Below are 21,470 nucleotides of genomic sequence, written 5' to 3'. Positions count from 1 at the left end.
GTGAGCTTCACTTGAAGGGAGCGACAATAATGATTCATCTAAATGATTTCGAAAAACGCATTGAAAGAGTACTTGTTAATCGCGGTTTTGATCTGTTCCAGGATGGTGCTGTGACGTCGTTAGAACGCCAAAGTCAAAATGTTTGCGCGTCAGTGGAGGAGTCGACTTTTTATCAAGTTAAATTAAAGAATGAGAAGGGGGTTATAACAAATGCTGTGTGCACATGCCCATTAGATCATGATGATTGGTGCAGACATCAGGTCGCGGTTATGTTTCAGTTACTTGATAGAGACAAAGAAAAGTCGATAACCGAGTTGTTAAAAAGTGCATCAAAGGAACAGTTAGTGGATTTGTTACTGTCACTTACGTCATCACATGAAAATTTAGAATCCCATATTCGATTATACCTTTCAGAGGGTAGCAAGGATCATATGATTTGGGCGAGACGCTTAGTTTCAGAAGCACTTGAAGATGCGGATTATGGTGGTTTTATTCCATGGCATAAAACATTTGACGCGACATTAGGAGCTAGTTACGTGTTAGAACAAGCTGAAGAAGCTTGGCGAGATAAGGATATAATTAAAACAGTCGATTTAACGTTTGTCGTTATTGAAGAGTTAGTTGATTATATAGATGAAACAGATGATTCAAGCGGACTGTTTGGTTCTGAAATTGATCAAGCTATTAGATTGTTAAATAAAGTGGTGCGACAAGCGATTATTTATTTAGATAGAGAAGATTATCTTGTCATCATTGATCAAGTCATAGAAGCTACTCAGCATGAAAGATTTAGGGAATGGCCGAAGTGGTCAGTTGAAATGTTACGTGGTGTGATGATTTACGGAGTTATGAGTGAAGTGCGTGAGAAGATTGAAGCAGCATTACAACATATTGCCTCATCTAGAGAAGGGCTTAATCGTGACGTGATTATCTTTGAATACGATATGAAGTGGGAACTTGGAGACACTGATTTAAATTCATTTTTAAACCAGTATTTAGATATTCCTGATATACGCGAGCGATTGCGAAAGCAGAAAGTGAGGGAGACAGTGATTGGGTGATTGATTTAGTAGAAACAGCCCAAGTGGTAAAAGACGATTGGTATGACATTTTATATCGTCATTATGAGAAACTTGGCTATACAGAACAACAGCGTCACTTAGCGAAAAATCTGTTGTGCGAGTTTGGAATGACTTACTATGATTACTTGCGTAAACTGTATCCAAATGATGAATGGACACTTGTCGTAAAGTCACTTATAGACGATGAAGCGCATCGTTTTCGAGGTGAGCATTACGCACAATTTTTATTAAAAGAGCAACAATATGATTATTTATTGGCTTATTGTCAGGATTATCCTAATAGTATTAGAAACTTTGCACCGTATTTAAAGGACGCCTATCCTAAAGAAGTTCGCACACTCTTTGAAACATTAATTAATCAAGAAGCGGATAAAGCTTCTGATCGTAAAGCGTACCGACGTGTCTGTAAAACGATTAACGATATGCAAAAGATTTGTGGTTATAACGAAACTTTACCTATTATAGAGAAGTTAGAGCGTGAATATTATCGCCGACCAGCATTTTTAGATGAGCTAAGCCGAGTAAAGATATGAGGTTGAATGTCTGTAAAATTTCATACCAAGTTTCTACGACCTCCTTATGTAATATATAGAAATTTGTATTATAACTGATTGGAATAGAACATGTACTTGAATTTGGATTAAGAATATTAAACAATGTGACATACAGCGAAAATTGAGCTTGATACGTCGAAATTCGCCTATTATACAGCGATTTTTATCGTTGATACAGCGAAAATACGGCAGTATACAGCGAAAACGTGGCAACATACAGCGAAAACAAAATTTCCAAGCTTCTTCTATTGATTCTAGTCACGAAATTTTGTAAAGTGGTAGAATCATAATTAGAAGGTGACAGCTTATGTGGAAAATTTATAGTTTATTGTTTTTAGTGATGTTGATGTGGGGGATGAACGTATCTGCGTTGAAAGTATTGGTCGATGCGGTTGATCCACTTTTATTAAATAGTTTTCGTGTGTTCACTGCAGGTGTTGCGGTGTTAATTATTTGTATAGTGCTTGGAATTTTTCGTTTACCAAGAAAATCAGAATGGGCCGTGATGGCTTACATCGGTGCGTTTAATGTTGTTTTGCACCATGCGTTTATCGCGACTGGTTTGGAAGGAACCTCAGGTGTGAATGCGTCGCTCATCTTAGGATTGGTGCCGCTTGTGACGGTTTTGATGTCTGTCATTTTTCTTAAACAAAAGGTTAATAAGTTACGCATGACTGGTTTCTTGCTCGGATTTTCAGGGGTTGCGCTCACAACGCTAACGGGTGATGGTGGACTTGGTTCGATATCATATGGTGATGTGCTGGTCTTTCTTGGCGTTGTCGTGCAAGGTTTTAGTTTTGTACTGATTAGTAAGCTAAAAGCTGAATTCGATCCCCGCTTAATTACGGGTTATATGATGGTATTTGGATCGTTTTTTATCTTTGCATTAAGTCAGTTATTAGGTGCTAATGTTAGTGAAATAACGAGCGTATTTGATTGGCATATTGGCGGTGTGTTCTTATTTAGTGCCATTTGTGCGACAGCATTTGGTCATATGACCTACAATTTAGCGATTAAGAAAGTGGGGCCTGCTGAATCAGCGATTTTCACGAACCTGAATGTGCTATTTGCCATGATTGGTTCGGCGTTCTTTTTAGGTGATGTCATTATGGTAGAGCATGTGGTTGGATTTGTTCTGATTTTAATAGGTATTTTCTTTGGTACAGGGGCATTAGAATATTTACTGAAAAGACGGCGCGGTAAAGTCGTTTAATGAGATTGAGGTGATACGTTAATGTCTTATCTAGTGGTTGGTGGCGGTATTCTCGGTGCTTCAGCAGCTTATGAACTAGTGAAACAAGGGCAAGATGTTACGTTAGTTGACTCCCAAATGGAAGGGCAGGCAACTTATGCTGGCGCAGGGATTGTCTGCCCTTGGGTTAGTGCGCGTAAAGATGATGATTTATATGCGTTAGCACGAGCGAGTGCGATTCGTTATCCTGATTTAGTTGATGCTTTGAGAAATGACGGTGCTGATGACACGGGCTATCGATTGTGCGGAGCTTTGGCGCTTGCTGAAGATGAAGCGACGTTGCAGGAACTTTATCAAGAAGCGTTAACGAAACGAGAAGAGACATCGTTTGTTGGTGATGTAAAGACGTTATCGAATCAGGAGGCTCAAGCCTTGTATCCGCCTTTAAAAGATGATGTGCAAGCGGTTTATGTATCAGGTGGTGCCCGTGTTGACGGTGCAAAATTGAACCGGGCATTATTGCAAGCATTTCAAAATTGTGGTGGTCAATATTTGGTAGGTAGCGTATCATTAGAGTTGAGTGGGGATTATGTGGTTGCTTACATAAATGAAGAACGTATTGAAGCGGATGAGGTCATCGTCGCGGCAGGTGCTTGGACGAATGATCTGTTAAAGCCACTCGGGCTTGAGTTGCCGCTCGAACCCCAGCGCGGACAAATCGCGCATTTAACGTTATCTCAAGAAACTGCTGATTGGCCTGTTGTATTACCACAATCTAGTCATTATATGCTGGCATTTGAAGGCGGCCGTGTCGTAATGGGTGCTACGCGTGAAGCGGGTAGTGGTTTTGACTATCGATTAACAGCTGGCGGCGTGCATGATGTGTTACATGAAGGATTGGATGTCGCACCTGGCTTAGTCGAAGCAACTTTAGAAGAAGTTCGAATTGGTTTTCGTCCGATAGGGCCTGATGGAAAACCGTTGCTTGTTAGGATTAATGCCTTTTCAAATTTAACGGTAGCAACAGGACTTGGCCCTTCAGGCTTAACGATCGGCCCGTATGTTGGGAAGTTAGCAGCCCAATTAGCAACAGGAAACAAAATTGATCAAACGATTGATCATTTAGATCCACTTAGACAAACTTAATGAGGTGATTTCATGGCAAAAAAACCAGTTATTATTGATTGTGATCCAGGTATCGATGACGTGATGATGTTGTTATTAGGTTTACGTCACGAAGATATTGATGTGAAATTGATTACGACGAGTGCAGGTAACCAGACACAAGAAAAGGTGATCGACAATGCGCTTAAGCTCGTAAGCTATTTAGGTCGTAATGTCGAAATTGCACGTGGTTCCGAGAAGCCTTTTATCCGCGATTTAATGATTGCGGGTGACATTCATGGTGAGTCTGGGCTTGGAGGCGTTACATTTCCAGAGTCAACGTTGAAAGAAAGCGAACAACCAGCCATTCAAGCGATGGTTAATGTCTTACGTGAAGCGGATGAACCTGTGACGATTGTTGCGACAGGTCCGATGACAAATGTTGGGGCACTGTTACTCGCTCATCCTGAATTAAAACATAAAATTAAACAGATCTCGATTATGGGAGGCGCTGTTTTAGGCGGTAACGTGACACCACAAGCAGAATTCAATATTTATGTCGATCCTGAAGCGGCTGAGGTTGTCATGCAAAGTGGCCTTCCGATTATTATGAGTGGTTTGGATGTTACGCATAAAGCATACTTAACCCAGTCAGAAGTCGCTGCCATGAAAGAGATTGGCACGCCTTTGACCGAAAAATTACATGGCATGCTAGCTCATTATATGGATGCACAAGGAGATTCACCATTCCTAGAAAGTTATCATGGTGATGTGCTACGCTTGCATGATTTATGTGCCATCGCTTACGTGATTGATCCGACGTTATTTGAAGGTGAAGATTTTTATGTCACGGTTGAGACTGGTGGTAGTGAGACTGCAGGAGCAACGGTTGTAGACCATTTACGCAATACCGATCATGAGCCGAATGTTCACGTGTTATATGATGTTGATCGCGAACGGTTTGTGGAATTGTTTTTTGAGTATTTAAGAGGATAATTTTCATTAGAACTCATGGAGTTAAAATGCTTCATGAGTTTTATTTATGTTTTATGAAGAGGTTTTACCATGACAAAATTAGTTAACAAGTTTATACTTAGTGTAAAGGCATTTATGACTTTATAATGAGGTATTCATTTATGAGAGATGTTTCTAATTGGTCCGTTACTAATTTTGGTGAGAATAGTACCTTGGAAAAATACGAGTTGCTATCTCCAGATGATAAACAGTTCGTCATTAAGTTTCCTAGAAACTTTGATGGGAATCGGACTAATTGGGAAGATGTAAATGAAGTTATTGCTGCAGAATTGGCCAAATTTATTGGACTTCCAACAGTTGACGCTGAGATCGTTTATTTTAACGGAAGAAGAGCATGTCTTATGAAACACTTCAGGGTAGAGTGGGGTGCTGAACACGGAGAGACAGCTGCTTCTTTATTAAGTGCTCAATTTGGCGAAGTCTACGATCATCTCAAGTTTAGAGACTTGAAAAATGACGATTTAATTAGAGAATTATTCTCGTTGTTTGAAGACTTTAAACTATATAATCAAACATTAGAGAGTTATATCTTTATGAACTTATTTGATATATTAATAGCTAATCAAGATCGTCACGGTCATAATTGGCAAATTCTATATATAGAAGGAGACCCTTGTTTTGGACCTTTATATGATAATGGCGCTTCTTTAGGTTGGCAATTAACAGAATCTGCAATTATTAATATGGTTAATGATCACACTAAAATGAATCAATTTTTTAATAAATCTAAAGTTAAAATTGGGTTGGACAATCGAGAAACTCCTAGAATTCAAGCTAAAAAAGCTTTAAAGTTTTTTGCTAAAAATTTTCCTGAGGAATGTAAAAAATTTTTTTATAAGACTGATACTTTAGATTTCTCTAAATTTGAAGAGTTCATATATGATTTTCCATTGTTATCAAAGGATAGAAAAGAATTTATTATTAAGTTAATTCAATTCCGTTTAGATAAAATGAAAAGTATTTTTAGAGAGGAGGCTTACAATGAATAAGGTTAAATCGCTATTGGTCGTTTGGAAGGATTTTAAGACAAACCTTTATTATCATGTAGGAACACTTAATTATGATGACAATCGGTATGTTTTTGAGTACAGTTTTAAGAGTGAATCACCGCGAAATGTGTATGCAGCACTTGAACAAGGATATCGTCTTCATCCAGCTTTTCCAGAATTAACAAAAACGTATCAGTCTACATCGCTCTTTTCAACATTCAACCGACGTATTCCAGATGAAAATCGGATAGGGTATGTGAATATCTTAGAAGAATTGTCTTTGAATTCGAATGCTGACCGTATGGATTTATTGCAGGCAACTAGAGGTGTTCTATCAGGCGATCCTTATTCATTTGAAGAGCCTTTACGACTAAATGAAAATACGTTAATATCGAACTTTTATATAAACGGTATGCGACACAATTCTAGTTTGCCTGAGAATTGGTCAGAATATATTCATATCGGTGACTCTTTAACTGCGAAAATAGAGGAAAATAATGAATATGACCGTTTTGCTGTTGGTATTTATCACAAAACAGGTATATTCTTAGGTTATGTTCCAGGAATATATGCACAGGCAATATATGCTTTAATTAAAAATAACGAAAATATTTCATTAATAGTAAAGAATACTCGTCCTAATTATGCTTCACAATGGTGGATCCAGGTCACATTTAAAGCGACAATCCATCTAAATAATCACGATTATGATCAATTCAATGATTTAATAATTGAAAATATAGCTTAAAAATGACCACGTGCAGACAAATTGCACGTGGTCATTTTTGATTTCGATGTACCACAAACTCCTGAAAAACCTGCGCCGACGTATAACTAGGCACAAATCCAAATTCCTGTTTTAGTTTCGTATTATCTAACACAGGGCGGTAGCGCAAGAAGTCGAGTTGTTCTGGGCCGTATTGTGTTAGGCGTAATTTTTTGAGTCCAGCTAATCCAAATCTTAAGAGTGAAGCGGGGAGGCGAATGACGTTTTTTCCTAATTGATCTGCGATTTCGTCAATGGTCAATGCGCCATCACCGGCAATATTGTAAATCCCAATTTGGTCCGAATCAATGGCTCGAATAAAGCAGGATACGACATCTTGGTCCCAAATAAATACGAACGGACTTTTTGAACCTTTTACGCCTAGTATGTAAGGTTTTTTAAAGAGATCGGTAATTTGGTTATCGACGTTTTCGCCAAGAATGGTCCCGATCCGGAAAATGATTTGTTCAAGCTCTGGATTCGACTCACGGTAGTCGGCGAGCATTTCTTCGACGAGTCGTTTGTGATAGGCGTAAGCGAAGGCCTTGTTTCCTCGAATCGGCTCATCTTCAGTGATCCAATTCGCATTGTCCGCATGATAGCCATAAGCAGCGCCACTTGATGATACAATTAATCGCTTTATATTCGTTGCGACACAAGCTTCGATTACATTCCGTGTGCCCTCGACGTCAACGGAATACTCGAATGAGCGGTCGCTTATTTTGCCTGGTGTGACGATTGTCGCTAGATGAATCACCATATCGACGTGATAACGATCGAATAACTGTTGCATTGCAGAAGAGCGAACGTCGACTTGTTCGTACGTGACCGAATCATTCAACTCAAAATCAGGCTCTAACTTAATATCTGTCGCAATCACATGGCAGTCATCACGCTCTTTCATTAAACGTTTCACGATTTGACTACCTAAATAGCCCATTGCTCCAGTAATCAAAATATTCATGCGGCATGACCCTCACTTTCTGTAGCAGGCGGTCTTCGTGACCAAAAACTAGCAATCGTTAAACCAGCGATAATGTGCCAGATGGACCACCATGCGGCGACAATCGCCATACCACCAAGTCCTCCGAAAAAGTTAAAGACTAAAATCAATCCGAGCCCAGAGTTTTGGATGCCGATTTCAATCGCAATCGCACGTCGGTCTCGTTCAGGTAAACCAAATGACCGCGCAGAACTGTATCCGATCATAATCGCAAGTAAGTTGTGTAAGAACACCGCAAACACGACCATACCGACATAATCGATAAAGTGTTCGAAATTATTGGCTAATGCTCCAATCACGAATAATATGAAAAAGCCGATCGAGAAGCGCTTCATCCATTTACTCGCTTTCTTTGACCAATCGGGAAAGCGTTTATTCACCAGCATCCCTAGTGTCAGCGGGATGCCAAGTAAGATCACAATCGTGGTGATTAAATCGGTCGGGCTAATCATGAATGACCTCAATAAATCATTGGTCGGGCCGTAAAATGATCCCCACATTAACGTATTAAGTGGGGTCATGATAATGGCCAAAAGTGTTGAAACGGCTGACATACTAATCGATAGCGTTGTCCGTCCTTTACTGAGATGGGCGAGAAAATTTGATAGATTCCCGCCTGGACAGGCAGCCACTAAGAACATGCCCAGCGCAATGCTTGGCCTCGGTTGTAATAATAAGACGAGTAGGAAGGTGAATGCTGGCAATAGAATAAATTGTGCCGTTAATCCGATAATAAAAGGTTTTGGTGATTTTAACGTTCGTTTAAAATCATGGACCGTTAAATCGAGTGCCACGCCGAACATGATGAATCCAATTAAGACATTCATTAAGAATAATGTTGATTCATTGAAATTCAGTTGGATCTCATCTATGCCCATGATCTATTTCCCCTTTGGCTCGTCATGCATATCTTTAAAATATTTCAAACCGGGTGCCCACATATGTTTAACAGGGTCGACATCACAGTGGATGACTGTGCATTGATTCAGTTGTTTGGCTCGTTTAAGAGCTTCGCGTAAGGAATGAGGATCTGCCACTCGTTCGCCATGCGCACCCATGCTTTGTGCCATTTGATCAAACGCGATTTCACCTAAATCAGAATTAATATTTTCATGGTCATCGAGCGATTTTTTGACCAGTGTCTTAACCGGTCTGAGCGCAATGTTTTGATTGATTTTCACCATACCCCACTGTTTATCACAGACGACTAAGTAGATCACGTTTAAATTGTTACGAACCGCCGTCTCGATTTCTTGTGGGTGAAAGCCCATAGCGCCGTCGCCGATTATACAGAGGACAGGCTCCTCTGGTTTGGCAGCAGCAACACCTAGGGCTTGAGCGACACCAGCCCCAAGCATACCGAATTTAAAGGTAGAGAAGATGCCACCTGGTTTTTCAATGGATGTGAAGAAATTCGCCCAAATCGTCGTGTTACCACCATCTGCCACGACAGGTACTTGTCTAGAGAAGACATCTTGAGCCATTGCCGATACATGAGCTGGGTTCATGGGTGCATCAAGTTCTTCTAGTTTTTCATTTAATTTTTTGCGATATTTCTTACGCGCTTGGACATATTTCTTAATCGTTGACTGACGTCGTTTGAGTGTCGCTTTTGGAATATAATCTTGTAAAGTATCTGATAGCTTTTCTAGAAAAATATTAATGTCTGCCTGAATGCCGAGATTAACTGGTTTATTTCGACCAATAGTAGAGGGATCAAGGTCGACTTGAATCACGGTCTGATCGGGGTTCCAATAAGGCGCTTTACCCCACCAATCCGTTTCGCCAACACGAGATCCTAATACTAAAACGAGATCCGCTTCATTACGAATTTGGTTGTTCGTCTCGATGTGGGTCATCGGCATTGTCAGTGGACTACTTTCACGCATAGCCCCGCGACCAGCCCAGCTTGTTGTCACCATGGCTTGTAGTTGTTTCGCGACAGTTTCTAAAGCTTCGTAGGCTTGAGCGTGAATGACACCACTTCCTGCATGAATGATTGGAAATTTCGCTTCGGCTAATAAGTTGGCTGCTTGTTTAATTTGGTTATCTGAAGGTGAAGGATTCTCGGTGAGTCGATATTGATGTGGTTGTTGGAGATTAAGGGTTGATTTAAAGGATGCGTTTAAAATATTTTCAGGAATATCTAAATGAACGACACCTGGGCGCCCGTTGTAACACTCGCGTAAAGCTGTTCGCAGAAGCTCTGGAATCCGATCGAACGATGGCACAGCTTCACTCCATTTTGCGATTTGCTTAATCGTACCTGTTTGATCGAAGCACTGATACGTCCCGCCACGATCAGGATACATAATGCCTGTCCGTCTTGCACTGGTGATGACAAGGACGCGGTTACCTTCGCCTTGTTCGACGACAAGTCCTGGTAAAATATTTGCAACGCCTGGGCCGTTACTCGCCATACAGACGCCAAGCTTTCCAGAAGAACGTGCATAAGCACCAGCCATATGGGCAGCGCTCGTCTCATGACGAGGGGTAATCAGTTGAATACCATTCGGTTCTAAATTTGAATAGAACCCGAAATAGGTCCCGTCAATAATTCCGAAAACGGTTTCAACATTTTCTTGACTGAGCATTTTAGCGACGACTTCGCCACCAGTTAATTCTGCCATAAGAACACTCCCTAAAAATCTTCAATTTCAATTAATTCTATTATAACGAAATAATATGTTTTGAGATAGTATTTATTCAGAAAAGTTTGATAAATATGAGTGGGGTTTTAAATACTAAAGAAAAAACGATCCCGAGTCACCTCGAGATCGTTTTCTCAATAGAATCTTTATATTGTTGAACTAAAGGGGGTTGTTCAGCATATAAAAAGGTTAGATTAATAGATTAAATATTGTTCACGAACTTCTTTAAATTCATCTAAATCATCTTGCCATTGTTCGATAATCGCATCGACGGATTCACCGTTTTCAATCGATTCTTGTACCCAACCGTTACCGATCAAGTTGTCAAAGAATCCATCAGAACGGAATGAGAAACCTTCTGGGTATAAATCATGAATGGCTTTCACAATGTGTAATCCTGTTTCGATTGATTTATACTCAGTTTGATCTGTTACATGAATTTCAATGCCGTGTGATAAGTCACCCGCATGTTTTGAGAACATTGGCGTAAAGGACGCTGCTCTAAATGTTACTCCAGGTAAATCTTGTTCGTTTAAGTGTGCGGCTAATTCACTTGAATCAATAAATGGAGCGCCAATTAACTCAAATGGTTTTGTTGTGCCGCGGCCTTCAGATACGTTTGTCCCTTCGATTAATGCGGCACCTGGATAAACGACTGTTGTATCAGTAGTTGGCATGTTTGGTGATGGTGCGACAAAGTCTAGGTTTGTATCATCGTAATACATATAACGTTTCCAACTATCCATTTCTACGACTTCTAAGTCAGCGTTAATATCAAACTCTTTATTAAATAGTTTCGCTAGTTCACCAACTGTCATGCCGTGGCGTAATGGAATTTCATATTCACCAACGAATGAAGAAAATTCTTCATCTAAGACAGGGCCTGCGACATCTTGGCCATTAATTGGGTTTGGACGGTCTAAAACGACGAATTCAATATCATTTTCTGCCGCAGCTTCCATCGCATTAGCCATCGTATAAATATACGTGTAGAAGCGTGTTCCAACGTCTTGAATGTCAAAAAGTAAAGTATCGACGTCTTCTAACATTTTAGGCGTTGGTTTTCTTGTTTCGCCGTAGAGACTGTAAACAGGAAGACCTGTTTTTTCATCAATGTAATATTCAACATATTCGCCTGCTTGGGCACTACCACGAACGCCGTGCTCTGGTCCGTATAAGGCTGTTAAGTTTACATCAGGATCATTGTGTAGTGTATCGACAATACTGTTAAGCTCAGAATCAACACCTGTTGGATTGGTGATTAAACCAACATTTTTTCCTTCGATTAAATCTTTTTCCTCATCTAATAATTGTTCAACACCTAGTTCGAATTGTTTGGCGTGGCCTTTAGCTTGTCCATTACCATTGCCTGGATCTGCCGTTATAACGGTCACAGTTGTGAATGTTAGCGCAAAAGCCATTAACCCGATGAGCCATTTTCTCATGAAAAATTCCTCCTCAAACCTTTTTTAAAATGAAATAAATTAGTAATTCAATCCGTGTCCGAATTCATATAAGACACCATCATCAAGTGTCGGAATCGTGACTGGTAATTGTCCTGTTGGTTCGTTTTCACCGAAGATGGTCGCGGCTGTTGCATCAAAACTGGCTTCGTTAAAGCCGTACTGTGCTAAATAACCATCGACATTAGGGTAAGCCATAATGTCGTATGGGTTCCGAATACCGACTGAAATGACAGGGGCATCGGTCATGCTATCCAGTGAATTGAACATGGACATGACAGGATTATCTGGTGATCTGCCATTGACGTTATACGTGTAAGAACCAGCAATGACAGCATCTGCATTGGCTATTGTTTCTTGGTCGCTTTCGGATAAATTGCCTGATGACTCAATCACAGTCGTTTCGTCATGATAATTAGCGACTGCATTGCCTAAATCATTCACAAACGTATCACCTACGACGACGATTTCGCCTTGATTATCCTGGTTAAGTGGAAGTGCGTCGTTTTCATTTTTAACCATCGTAATGGATTGATTAGCAACGTTTTGTTCGAGTTGTTGATGTACATCTGCACCTACGATTTCCGTTGCGTTAGCAATTTTGTCCTCAATTGGTGTCGGGTTTTCCTGTTTAATAATGCCGCGTTCGATTTTCAAACTTAAAATACGTTCAACTGATGCTTCGATGCGTTCTTCGGAAATTTCACCTTCATCGATTGCGGTTAATAAACCATCTGCGACTTCTTCTAATCCGACTGGCATTAAGACGATATCACTACCAGCTTTAACAGCACGAATCGCTGCATCTACTGTGCCGAAGTGGTCTGTAATGGCATTCATGTTCATCGCATCTGTCGTAATAATGCCTTCATAGCCCATATCCTCGCGCATCAGTTCTGTTAAAACTTTGTGCGAAAGGGTTGCTGGTAACGTGACCTTTTCACCTGTTTTTTTAGACGTTACTTTCGTGTTGTCGATTTGTGGGAACGTCACGTGTGCTGTCATGATCATGTCCACGCCAGCTTCCATTGCTTCTTGGAAAGGTGCCAGTTCAACTTGTTCTAATCGTTCGCGGTCATGTGGAACTTCTGGTAAGCCTAAATGTGAATCGACATCCGTATCACCGTGACCAGGGAAGTGTTTAGCCGTCGCTGCGACACCAGTCGATTGCAGACCTTTTGTATAAGCGATGCCTAAATCAGCAACTAAATCAGGATCTCCACCAAATGAACGCACACCAATCACAGGATTATCTGGGTTATTATTCACATCCATGACTGGTGCGAAATTTGTATTGATCCCAAGTGACCCGATTTCACGCCCGATGGCTTGACCGACATCATAGGCCATATCTTCAGAACGCGTTGCGCCGAGTGCTATATTGCCAGGAAAATCAGTACCTGACTGTAGACGTGTAACAATGCCGCCTTCTTGGTCGATCGTCATCATTAAGCCGAATTTCTCGGAGGCTTGTTGATAATCATGGACCAAGCGCGCCGTTTGTTCTGTCCCTTGCACGTTTTCAGCAAATAAAATCACACCACCTAAATGGTACTCTTTTACAAGCTGTTCGATTTCCGGGAGCATTTCCGTTACAGCTTCACCATCATAGTTCCGAAAGTCAGGCATTAACATTTGTCCTAACTTTTCTTCGATCGATAGCTCGTCTAAAGCGTGTTGAATCATGTCATAACGTTCGCCTTGTTCTTTCACTAAAGAAGGCTCTGATTCAGGTTTTCCAGGCCCCTTTTTACCAGGCTTAACTTTATAATCGACAGCGATTCGGTCTTCATAATCACCATTGGTTACTTTAATAAACGTTCTGCCATTTTGCCCGGTAAGGGTTACTTCGCCATTGTCGTTAACAGTGGCGACATTTTTATTTGTGGACGACCATTCAATGCCTTCTGATACTTGCTTGAAATGGCCATCATCATAGACATTTAAGGCTGATAGTTGAAATTGTTCAGAGTCAATTGTGGCATTCGCTTCAGGAACATTTTCTAAGAGGATAAGATCTTGAGGAGTAGGTTGTTCTTGTGCTTGGACTGATTGGCTTTTCATACTTAATCCAACATTCGATAAAACAAACATGACGATAACAGTTACAATAAACCATTTCCGTGCATGGTTCACGTTAGCACCACCTCAAATTATGTTTTTATTGTACGAGTAGCTTATGTGTTTTTCTGTGAGGATAAACAAAGTAGATCTAGGTGAGAGATAGAAAGCGCTTTCAAAATTCCGATAAAATTTTGTTTCACCACCTTTCTATAATGATGAATTTAAAATTCAGAATAAGATTAACATTGTGACAATTTAGTGTCAAACGGAGGTGGAATGGCTGTGAATTAGTGTTTTTGAGTATAAAGTTATAGTAAGTTGAACGTTTTATGTGGAAAATTAGGACAAAATGAATGGAAAATAGAGAGGGAAGTGAAATTTTGTCTTTAGAAACATCGAAAAATAGATAGAATGTCATGTTTTTATTCGATAGCATTTAAGAATAAGCTTTAATGAGGTTGAGGGACGAGATTCTGTTAATTGGTGAATGTGTTCGCCATTTTTTGGAAGATGCTATGTTCGATAACTATAATAGATCAGAGCCATTTTTAAGTTATAAGCGAAAATTTGGGTTTATCATCGAAAACATTGGATTTATCAGCGAAAATACTGAGTTTATCATCGAAAATCAGAATATATCAGCGACTGCGCGAATTCCTCAAATAAGAAAAGCCCCCGCGTGTGACCAACGCAGAGGCTCAAGTTTACTTAATCCGTTCTTCCGTTTCGTTATCGAAAAAGTGGACTTTATTCATATCGATTGCTAGTTTAATATCGTCGCCGGCATTTACTTCTGAGCGAGCATCGACACGGGCGATGAAATCTTGATCGTCGAGTTTAGAGTACAGATAAGATTCTGAGCCCATGAGTTCGGCGACTTCAACGTTTGTTGTGAAGGTTGAACCAGGGGAATGCTCGATGAAGACAGGCTCATCATACATGTCTTCAGGGCGAATACCTAGGATAGCATCTTTGCCGACATAATCTTTTTCGCGTAAGATTTTCATACGACCTTCTGGAATTTCTAGTGAAACGGAATCACCAATTTTGAATGAACCGTCTTCAATGTGACCTGAGAAGAAGTTCATCGCTGGTGATCCAATAAATCCTCCGACGAAGACGTTGTCAGGGAAGTCGAATACTTCTTTTGGTGTTCCGACTTGCTGGACGATGCCATCTTTCATAACGACGAGGCGAGTTGCCATCGTCATCGCTTCCGTCTGGTCGTGAGTGACGTAAATCGTCGTTGTTTGTAAGCGCTGGTGGAGTTTTTGAATTTCAGTACGCATTTGAACACGTAATTTCGCATCTAAGTTAGATAAAGGTTCGTCCATTAAGAAGACTTTAGCATCACGGACGATCGCACGACCAAGTGCGACACGTTGACGCTGACCGCCTGATAGTGCTTTCGGTTTACGGTCAAGGAAATCTTCCAAGCCAAGGATCTTCGCAGCATCATGTACTTTCTGTTTGATTTCATCCTTCTTAAACTTACGTAATTTTAACCCGAATGCGATGTTGTCATAAACGCTCATATGTGGATATAGCGCGTAGTTTTGGAAGACCATCGCGATATCACGGTTTTTCGGTGGCACGTTGTTTTTCTGCTCACCATCAATCATCAAGTCACCTTCTGTAATTTCTTCGAGGCCAGCTATCATTCGTAATGTTGTAGATTTCCCGCAACCAGAAGGGCCAACGAGTACAACAAACTCCTTGTCGTCAATGTCTAGGTTGATATCTTTCACGGCGTGTACATTTTTGTCATAATACTTGTTAATGTTATGTAACTTTAAATCTGCCATTTGACTCATCCTTTCTATAAGACTATTGTAAATTAAAACGCTTTCATAAAGAATAGACAATATGCACACCATTGTGGCATGATTTATGTGCACATTGCTAAATGAAGTAGGAGGTTACAGCATGACGATCGTATTAGGAATAGACGGTGGCGGCACAGGAACACAGGCCTTAGTTGCGGATGAAACAGGACATGTGTATGCTTCGGCAACTGTTGGACCCACGAACCCGAATGCCGTGAGTCGTTCACAATTAAAGGAAACAATCACCACCTTAATGACTGAATTACATTATGACGATCCGACAGCTTTTAATAAGATTGCTCGTGGCTTTGCAGGCATGTCTGGTTCTGGTGATTCTGAAAAAAGTCATCTTGTTGAGACGGTCTTAGCTGAAGCTGCACCAGATTTCCCGATTCGCGTAGATAATGATGCGATCAATGCTTTATACGCTGAAACCTTAGGCGAACCTGGCATTGTTCAAATTGCTGGGACAGGCTCAATTACGTTTGGTCTAAATGAAACGGGCGAAACCGCTCGGATCGGTGGCTGGGGCTATTTATTTGGTGATGAAGGAAGCGGTTATGCGATCGGTCAATCTGCTTTAGAAGCTATTTTCCAAGCTTATGACGGCAAAATGGAAGCAGATGTGATCACACGACATATTTTAGCTTACGCCCAAATTCAAGACGTTCCAGATTTGATCCCGTATATTTATGAATCACCAAGTCCCCGTGAATCAATCGCTAAATTAACGCGCCCTGTGTTTCAGGCTTATGATGAAGGTGATACCTTAGCAATTCGTTTAATCCAGCAATCCGCCGATGATCTTACGTTTTCGGTTCAGACGATGTTAAATCGCCATTTTAAACATAATCAAGAAGTCGTCTTAGCTGGTGGCGTGTTTAAACGTCGTGATGTTTTGCCAACGATCCTCAATCATCAGTTGTCCGCCCCTGTTAAAATGCTTGAACGCGAACCTGTTGTCGGCGCTGTCGTTGCGGCCTTACAAGATGCGGGTGTATTGGTTCAATCTGAGTTCAAATCCTCTGTCGACAAAGCTTCTAATAATAAATCGGCTAAATGAACAGCGCGCATCGTGTCTGTTTGCTCGGTTCGTTCGATGCCAAGTTTCATCTGTAATAAACAGCCTGGATTCGTCGTCACGATTGTGGTTGCCCGCGTTGTGACGACGTTTTCCATTTTGTGATCTAAGATTTGCATTGACATCTCAGGTTGGGTCAAATTATAGATTCCTGCTGACCCACAACATTGGTGGGCGTGTGGCATTTCAATGTAGTGACCCCCTTCAATCGCTTGAATGAGCTGTCGTGGTGCATCGGCTACCCTTAACACATTCCGCAAATGACATGAGTCTTGATAGGTAATGATTTGCTGATCAATATTTAAAGGCATTTCATTAGGAAAATCAAGGTCCATTAATACCGTTGAAAAATCAACAATTTTATCCGTAAAGGCTTTTGCCCGCGCAGCCCATTCTGGATCGTTCTCTAATAGATGATCATAATCGTGTAAAAATGCGCCGCAACCGCCAGCATTCGTGATGATATATTCAACGTCTGCTTGTTCGAATGCTTGAATATTTTGCTTCGCCAACTCTTTAGCACCCGCTTTTTCTCCACTATGACCATGTAAAGCTCCGCAGCAACCTTGGGTATCAGGTACGACGACATCACAACCTGCTCGATTCAACAATGTTATCGTAGACTGGTTTGTCTCGTGAAACAATGTATCCATGAGGCACCCTTTGAACATAGCAGCAGTTGCTTTTGTTTGATCGGTTTCACTTGGAAACGTGACTTCACGATGTTGTTTCGCACGTTTCGGTATGTCGGGTAAGGCGCGTTCCATTTGTTGCATATGATCAGGGAAAAAGTTCATCACTTTTAATTTCCGAGCGGTCTTTTGCAGGCCAGACCGTTGGTAAAACCGTAATAAACTCGTGGCTTTACCCATCTTCTCTTGATCGGTAAAAAGCATATTCAGCGTCGTTTTGCGTAAAGCCTTTTCTTGAAGCGGGACATCTTTATGCTCGTAAAAGATCGCACGCGCTTCTTCTAACATTTCTCCGTAATTAACACCGGCTGGGCATGCTGGTTCACAAGCTCGGCATCCGAGGCAAACATTCAGCGATTCTTCGACTTCATGAACATCATCAATCTCTCCGTCTCGAACAGCCATCATAAGTGAAATCCGACCTCGAGGCGAGTGGACCTCATCTTGTGCTTCAACATAGGTCGGACATGCTGGTAAACAAAAGCCGCACTTCATACAATTGAGTAAATCATCTTTACTGATTCGTTCCTGAAAGGCTTGAGTGATCGCTTCACTCATCGACCTCACCTCCTGAACGGTGAAATATTTTGCCTGGGTTCATGATCTGCTTGGGATCAAAGGCTAGCTTAATTTGGTTCATTAGCTGGATTCCTTCATCACCGACTTTCCAAGCTAAGTAGGGTGATTTCATTTCGCCAACGCCGTGTTCACCAGTGATCGTGCCACCTAAGTCGATTGCTTTTCGGAAAATGGCGGCGAATGCGGCTTCTACACGTTCCCATTCGTCTTTGTCACGTAAATCGGTCATACAAGTGGGGTGTAAATTGCCATCACCCGCGTGTCCGAATGTGGCAATATTGACGTCATGTTCTAAGGCAATCGCCTCAATTGCTTTGACCATCGTCGCGATTTCAGAACGAGGAACGGTGGCATCTTCTAAAATGGTCGTTGGACTCCTTTTGGCTAAGGCTGATAGGGCACTGCGCCTCGCTTCTCTTAATTCAGCCGCACGTGCTTCCGTTTCAGCGATTTGAGTCGTGATGGCCCCGTGTTCAATCGCGATTCCTTGAATGAGTTGAATATCATGTTCGCAAATGGACGGCGGCCCATCTTGTTCGATTAGTAACACCGCTTCAGCATCTGTCGGCAATCCGACATGCGTGTAATCTTCAACAGCTTGAATTGTCGCTCGGTCAATGAATTCTAATGTGGCAGGCGTTAATTTATTGGCAATCACTTGAGAAACGGTTTCCGCTGCGCGTTCAATCGAATCAAAAGAAGCTAATAAAGTTTGTTTAGATTCAGGCAACGGAACGAGTTTGAGTGTGGCTTCCGTGATGATCCCTAAAGTTCCTTCAGAACCAACGAATAAACTGGTCAAGTCATATCCCGCGACATCTTTAACGTTTTTTCCGCCTGCTCGGATGACATCCCCATTTGCGATCACTGCGTTAACCCCGAGAACGTAATCCTTCGTCACACCGTATTTCAAACCACGTAAGCCGCCGGAATTTTCATTAATATTACCACCAATCGTCGAGATCTTCATTGAACTAGGATCTGGCGGGTAAAATAACCCTTTAGCTTCAACAGCCTCGCAAATATCCCCTGTTATCACACCAGGTTGGACGGTGATGGTTAAATTGTTTTCATCGAATTCGAGAATACGATTCATTCGATGGAACAACAAAACAACCCCGCCCTGAGTCGGTGTCGTGCCTGCCGCTAGATTTGTACCAGATCCTCGTGGCACAATAGGTATTTGATGATTAGCACAAACTGTCACGATCTCTTTAATTTCTTTTTCGCTTGTTGGGGCCACGACAGCCTCAGGTTTTGTATTAAAATTCGGCGTTGCATCGTAAGCGTACGATAATAAAGAGGACTGTTTGGTTTGTACGTGTTCTTCGCCGACAATGTTTTGAATCTCTTGAATCCATGTCATAGACATCGTAACCTCTCTGGATAATTTTTTGAAAAGTTCTTAAATTTATTATAATATGAAAAGCAATATGTTAAAATAAAATTACATTAAAAAATCAAAATTTTAAAATATATATTTAAATTGTAACAGAAAGTAGTGGTCTGTTTATGATCATCAATCATGTGCGAATTTTCCTTGAACAGCAAACAATTGAAAACGGTTCGATTAGGGTTGAAGATGGTAAAATTATCGGTATTCATGAGGAATCAACCCAAGATCAAGCAGCGATTGATGGAAGTGGATTCAACATGATTCCAGGTTTCATCGATACCCATATTCATGGTGCCAATGGTGTTGATGTCATGGATGGGACGAATGAAGCACTCATAACGATGGCTCAAACGTTACCACAAGAAGGCACGACGTCATTTTTACCGACAACACTAACAAGCGAACCATCGCAAATCGAACAGGCATTAAAGATGATTGCTAATTATGATCAACAAAAAGGTGAAGCTGAGATTCTTGGGGCTCACGTTGAAGGGCCGTTTATCAATGAAAAGAAAAAAGGCGCTCAGCCAGCAGAACATATTCACTTACCAGATCGATTGCTTACCCAAGAATGGCTCGAAACTGGTGTGGTAAAGGCTATGACGCTAGCTCCTGAATTGGATGGCGCCAATGATGTGATGCGATTGTTAAATGATCATGCCGTTGTCGCCTCAGCTGGTCACACTGATGCTGATTATCAAACGATTCGCTTAGCGAGAACACATGGTTTAAGTCAATTAACCCATTTATGCAACGCGATGAACGGCATTCATCACAGAGAAGTTGGAGCTGTGGGTGCGGCGGCATTATTTGATGATTTACAAAGTGAACTCATTGCAGATGGTATTCATGTCGTGGATCCGATGTTGAAATTGCTTTATGACATGTTAGGTCCTGACAGGATAACGCTTATCACAGATAGTATTCGAGCTAAAGGGTTAGATCCTGGAACCTATACGTTAGGTGGGCAAGAGGTCACTGTAGCTGATGGTCAGGCAACATTGAGTGATGGCACGCTTGCTGGTAGTGTTTTAATGATGAACGAAGCGGGCAAACGCATGATGGACGTTGGTGGCGCTTCTATTCATGATGTCATTAGAATGGCCTCAGTCAATCCAGCTAAGCAGTACGGCGTTTGGAATGAGAAGGGCAGTATTGCGGTTGGTAAAGATGCTGATTTCGTCTTAGTCGACGATCAATTAACGGTGCATGCAACTTATTGTAAAGGTGTGAAAGCCTATGAACGTGATTCGAACTGAACAATATGAAACGATGAGTCAATCTGTCGTTGATGATGTGCGAGGATATATAGGAAAACTAGAACAACCCGTATTAGGATTAGCAACCGGAAGTACGCCAGTTGGATTTTATGAATCTATACGCCAAGCACAACCCGACTGGTCTCATGTAACAACGTTTAATTTAGACGAATATGTTGGGGTTTCACCTGATCATCCGCAAAGTTACCGAACATTTATGGAACGTCATTTATTTTCTGAAATACCAGTTAAAGCGAGTCATATTCCGGATGGTCAAGCACGTGATTTAACGGCTGAATGTGATCGCTATGAGCAATTGATTGCTGAGCAAGGTCCGATTGATTTACAAATTCTTGGACTCGGTCATAATGGACATATTGGCTTTAATGAGCCTGGAACATCATTTCAGTCGCGGACACATATCGTTGACTTGGCTGAAACAACGCGTCAAGCGAATGCTCGATTTTTTGGATCGATTGATGATGTACCGACTCAAGCGATCACGATGGGCATTCAGACGATTATGGAAGCTAAGAAAATTATTTTAATGGTAAGTGGACACGGGAAAGAACATGCGTTTAATCGATTAATGGAAGGTGAGATAGACGAACAATTTCCCGCGAGTGTGTTACATAATCACCCTGATGTAACCGTGTATGTGAGTGAAGTTGAATAATGGTTATTTAATTAAAAATCGAATTGAGTTTTATATTGTAATATTTAAATAGTTGTTG

Annotated in this window: 18 protein-coding genes; 10 read left to right on the top strand and 8 right to left on the bottom strand. The window is 41.2% G+C overall.

Annotation, left to right across the window (positions count from 1 at the left end):
• Positions 1-29 precede the first annotated feature (29 nt).
• The 7 genes from ACKXGF_RS12065 (at position 30) to ACKXGF_RS12035 (ending at position 6,704) form a co-directional block, all read left to right on the top strand.
• Complete coding sequence (locus ACKXGF_RS12065; protein ID WP_411953960.1) at positions 30-1,061, top strand: SWIM zinc finger family protein; 1,032 nt, start codon at positions 30-32, stop codon at positions 1,059-1,061.
• On the top strand, positions 1,058-1,615 hold the full coding sequence (locus tag ACKXGF_RS12060; RefSeq protein ID WP_411953959.1) for a hypothetical protein: 558 nt from the start codon (positions 1,058-1,060) through the stop codon (positions 1,613-1,615). The genes ACKXGF_RS12065 and ACKXGF_RS12060 overlap by 4 nt, the downstream gene beginning before the upstream one ends.
• A 328-nt stretch (positions 1,616-1,943) precedes the next feature.
• Positions 1,944-2,849 carry a DMT family transporter gene (locus ACKXGF_RS12055; protein WP_411953958.1) on the top strand — a complete coding sequence of 302 codons (906 nt, stop codon included), beginning with the start codon at positions 1,944-1,946 and terminating at the stop codon, positions 2,847-2,849.
• A 21-nt stretch (positions 2,850-2,870) separates the two neighbouring features.
• The gene (locus ACKXGF_RS12050) at positions 2,871-3,974 is read left to right on the top strand and encodes an NAD(P)/FAD-dependent oxidoreductase (protein WP_411953957.1); all 1,104 of its coding nucleotides are present in this window, start codon (positions 2,871-2,873) and stop codon (positions 3,972-3,974) included.
• A gap of 12 nt (positions 3,975-3,986) precedes the next feature.
• Positions 3,987-4,928 (top strand): nucleoside hydrolase, encoded by a 942-nt coding sequence (locus tag ACKXGF_RS12045; protein WP_411953956.1) that lies wholly within the window; start codon positions 3,987-3,989, stop codon positions 4,926-4,928.
• 140 nt (positions 4,929-5,068) lie between these two features.
• Positions 5,069-5,956 (top strand): HipA domain-containing protein, encoded by an 888-nt coding sequence (locus ACKXGF_RS12040; protein ID WP_411953955.1) that lies wholly within the window; start codon positions 5,069-5,071, stop codon positions 5,954-5,956.
• Complete coding sequence (locus tag ACKXGF_RS12035) at positions 5,949-6,704, top strand: HIRAN domain-containing protein (RefSeq protein ID WP_411953954.1); 756 nt, start codon at positions 5,949-5,951, stop codon at positions 6,702-6,704. The genes ACKXGF_RS12040 and ACKXGF_RS12035 overlap by 8 nt, the downstream gene beginning before the upstream one ends.
• Before the next feature lie 31 nt (positions 6,705-6,735).
• Here the strand turns inward: ACKXGF_RS12035 and ACKXGF_RS12030 are convergent, their stop codons facing one another.
• From ACKXGF_RS12030 to ACKXGF_RS12005, 6 genes are all read right to left on the bottom strand, one after another.
• On the bottom strand, positions 6,736-7,686 hold the full coding sequence (locus ACKXGF_RS12030) for an SDR family oxidoreductase (RefSeq protein WP_411953953.1): 951 nt from the start codon (positions 7,684-7,686) through the stop codon (positions 6,736-6,738).
• Positions 7,683-8,603: a bile acid:sodium symporter family protein gene (locus tag ACKXGF_RS12025; protein WP_411953952.1), complete on the bottom strand. Its 921-nt coding sequence runs from the start codon at positions 8,601-8,603 to the stop codon at positions 7,683-7,685. Before ACKXGF_RS12025 ends, ACKXGF_RS12030 begins: the two co-directional genes overlap by 4 nt.
• Positions 8,604-8,606: 3 nt before the next feature.
• Positions 8,607-10,355, bottom strand: a complete 1,749-nt coding sequence (locus ACKXGF_RS12020; RefSeq protein ID WP_411953951.1) for a thiamine pyrophosphate-binding protein — start codon at positions 10,353-10,355, stop codon at positions 8,607-8,609.
• A 215-nt stretch (positions 10,356-10,570) separates the two neighbouring features.
• The gene (locus tag ACKXGF_RS12015; RefSeq protein ID WP_411953950.1) at positions 10,571-11,821 is read right to left on the bottom strand and encodes an exo-beta-N-acetylmuramidase NamZ domain-containing protein; all 1,251 of its coding nucleotides are present in this window, start codon (positions 11,819-11,821) and stop codon (positions 10,571-10,573) included.
• A 39-nt stretch (positions 11,822-11,860) separates the two neighbouring features.
• A complete protein-coding gene (locus tag ACKXGF_RS12010; RefSeq protein ID WP_411955587.1) occupies positions 11,861-13,933 on the bottom strand; it encodes a glycoside hydrolase family 3 N-terminal domain-containing protein in 2,073 nt (690 codons plus the stop codon).
• 674 nt (positions 13,934-14,607) lie between these two features.
• Positions 14,608-15,708, bottom strand: a complete 1,101-nt coding sequence (locus ACKXGF_RS12005; protein WP_411953949.1) for an ABC transporter ATP-binding protein — start codon at positions 15,706-15,708, stop codon at positions 14,608-14,610.
• Positions 15,709-15,829: 121 nt separating this feature from the next.
• Between ACKXGF_RS12005 and ACKXGF_RS12000 the strand changes: the two genes are divergently transcribed.
• Positions 15,830-16,792: an N-acetylglucosamine kinase gene (locus ACKXGF_RS12000; RefSeq protein ID WP_411953948.1), complete on the top strand. Its 963-nt coding sequence runs from the start codon at positions 15,830-15,832 to the stop codon at positions 16,790-16,792.
• On the opposite strand, the gene ACKXGF_RS11995 is transcribed toward ACKXGF_RS12000, so the two are convergent.
• Both ACKXGF_RS11995 and ACKXGF_RS11990 read right to left on the bottom strand, forming a co-directional pair.
• Positions 16,735-18,060, bottom strand: coding sequence for a (Fe-S)-binding protein (locus ACKXGF_RS11995; RefSeq protein WP_411953947.1), 1,326 nt, complete (start codon positions 18,058-18,060; stop codon positions 16,735-16,737). The two genes, ACKXGF_RS12000 and ACKXGF_RS11995, sit on opposite strands and share 58 nt — an antisense overlap.
• Entirely contained in the window at positions 18,053-19,453 is a 1,401-nt protein-coding gene (locus tag ACKXGF_RS11990; protein WP_411953946.1) for an FAD-linked oxidase C-terminal domain-containing protein, read from the bottom strand. The genes ACKXGF_RS11995 and ACKXGF_RS11990 overlap by 8 nt, the downstream gene beginning before the upstream one ends.
• 140 nt (positions 19,454-19,593) lie before the next feature.
• Between ACKXGF_RS11990 and nagA the strand changes: the two genes are divergently transcribed.
• Both nagA and nagB read left to right on the top strand, forming a co-directional pair.
• Positions 19,594-20,736, top strand: coding sequence for an N-acetylglucosamine-6-phosphate deacetylase (nagA, locus tag ACKXGF_RS11985; protein ID WP_411953945.1), 1,143 nt, complete (start codon positions 19,594-19,596; stop codon positions 20,734-20,736).
• Positions 20,717-21,412 carry a glucosamine-6-phosphate deaminase gene (nagB, locus tag ACKXGF_RS11980; RefSeq protein WP_411953944.1) on the top strand — a complete coding sequence of 232 codons (696 nt, stop codon included), beginning with the start codon at positions 20,717-20,719 and terminating at the stop codon, positions 21,410-21,412. The genes nagA and nagB overlap by 20 nt, the downstream gene beginning before the upstream one ends.
• Positions 21,413-21,470 lie beyond the last annotated feature (58 nt).

Origin of the sequence: Alkalibacillus sp. S2W, assembly GCF_046764385.1 — a bacterium.
Lineage (GTDB): Bacteria > Bacillota > Bacilli > Bacillales > Alkalibacillaceae > Alkalibacillus > Alkalibacillus almallahensis.
This window is presented reverse-complemented; position numbering and strand designations above follow the sequence as displayed.

What these genes read in the sequence shown, in the direction of transcription:
- ACKXGF_RS12065 (WP_411953960.1), top strand. Translation starts at nt 30, where the DNA reads ATGATTCATCTAAATGATTTCGAAAAACGCATTGAAAGAGTACTTGTT.
- ACKXGF_RS12055 (WP_411953958.1), top strand. Translation starts at nt 1,944, where the DNA reads ATGTGGAAAATTTATAGTTTATTGTTTTTAGTGATGTTGATGTGGGGG.
- ACKXGF_RS12050 (WP_411953957.1), top strand. Translation starts at nt 2,871, where the DNA reads ATGTCTTATCTAGTGGTTGGTGGCGGTATTCTCGGTGCTTCAGCAGCT.
- ACKXGF_RS12045 (WP_411953956.1), top strand. Translation starts at nt 3,987, where the DNA reads ATGGCAAAAAAACCAGTTATTATTGATTGTGATCCAGGTATCGATGAC.
- ACKXGF_RS12040 (WP_411953955.1), top strand. Translation starts at nt 5,069, where the DNA reads ATGAGAGATGTTTCTAATTGGTCCGTTACTAATTTTGGTGAGAATAGT.
- ACKXGF_RS12035 (WP_411953954.1), top strand. Translation starts at nt 5,949, where the DNA reads ATGAATAAGGTTAAATCGCTATTGGTCGTTTGGAAGGATTTTAAGACA.
- ACKXGF_RS12030 (WP_411953953.1), bottom strand. Translation starts at nt 7,686, where the DNA reads ATGAATATTTTGATTACTGGAGCAATGGGCTATTTAGGTAGTCAAATC.
- ACKXGF_RS12025 (WP_411953952.1), bottom strand. Translation starts at nt 8,603, where the DNA reads ATGGGCATAGATGAGATCCAACTGAATTTCAATGAATCAACATTATTC.
- ACKXGF_RS12020 (WP_411953951.1), bottom strand. Translation starts at nt 10,355, where the DNA reads ATGGCAGAATTAACTGGTGGCGAAGTCGTCGCTAAAATGCTCAGTCAA.
- ACKXGF_RS12015 (WP_411953950.1), bottom strand. Translation starts at nt 11,821, where the DNA reads ATGAGAAAATGGCTCATCGGGTTAATGGCTTTTGCGCTAACATTCACA.
- ACKXGF_RS12010 (WP_411955587.1), bottom strand. Translation starts at nt 13,933, where the DNA reads ATGTTTGTTTTATCGAATGTTGGATTAAGTATGAAAAGCCAATCAGTC.
- ACKXGF_RS12005 (WP_411953949.1), bottom strand. Translation starts at nt 15,708, where the DNA reads ATGGCAGATTTAAAGTTACATAACATTAACAAGTATTATGACAAAAAT.
- ACKXGF_RS12000 (WP_411953948.1), top strand. Translation starts at nt 15,830, where the DNA reads ATGACGATCGTATTAGGAATAGACGGTGGCGGCACAGGAACACAGGCC.
- ACKXGF_RS11995 (WP_411953947.1), bottom strand. Translation starts at nt 18,060, where the DNA reads ATGAGTGAAGCGATCACTCAAGCCTTTCAGGAACGAATCAGTAAAGAT.
- ACKXGF_RS11990 (WP_411953946.1), bottom strand. Translation starts at nt 19,453, where the DNA reads ATGTCTATGACATGGATTCAAGAGATTCAAAACATTGTCGGCGAAGAA.
- nagA (WP_411953945.1), top strand. Translation starts at nt 19,594, where the DNA reads ATGATCATCAATCATGTGCGAATTTTCCTTGAACAGCAAACAATTGAA.
- nagB (WP_411953944.1), top strand. Translation starts at nt 20,717, where the DNA reads ATGAACGTGATTCGAACTGAACAATATGAAACGATGAGTCAATCTGTC.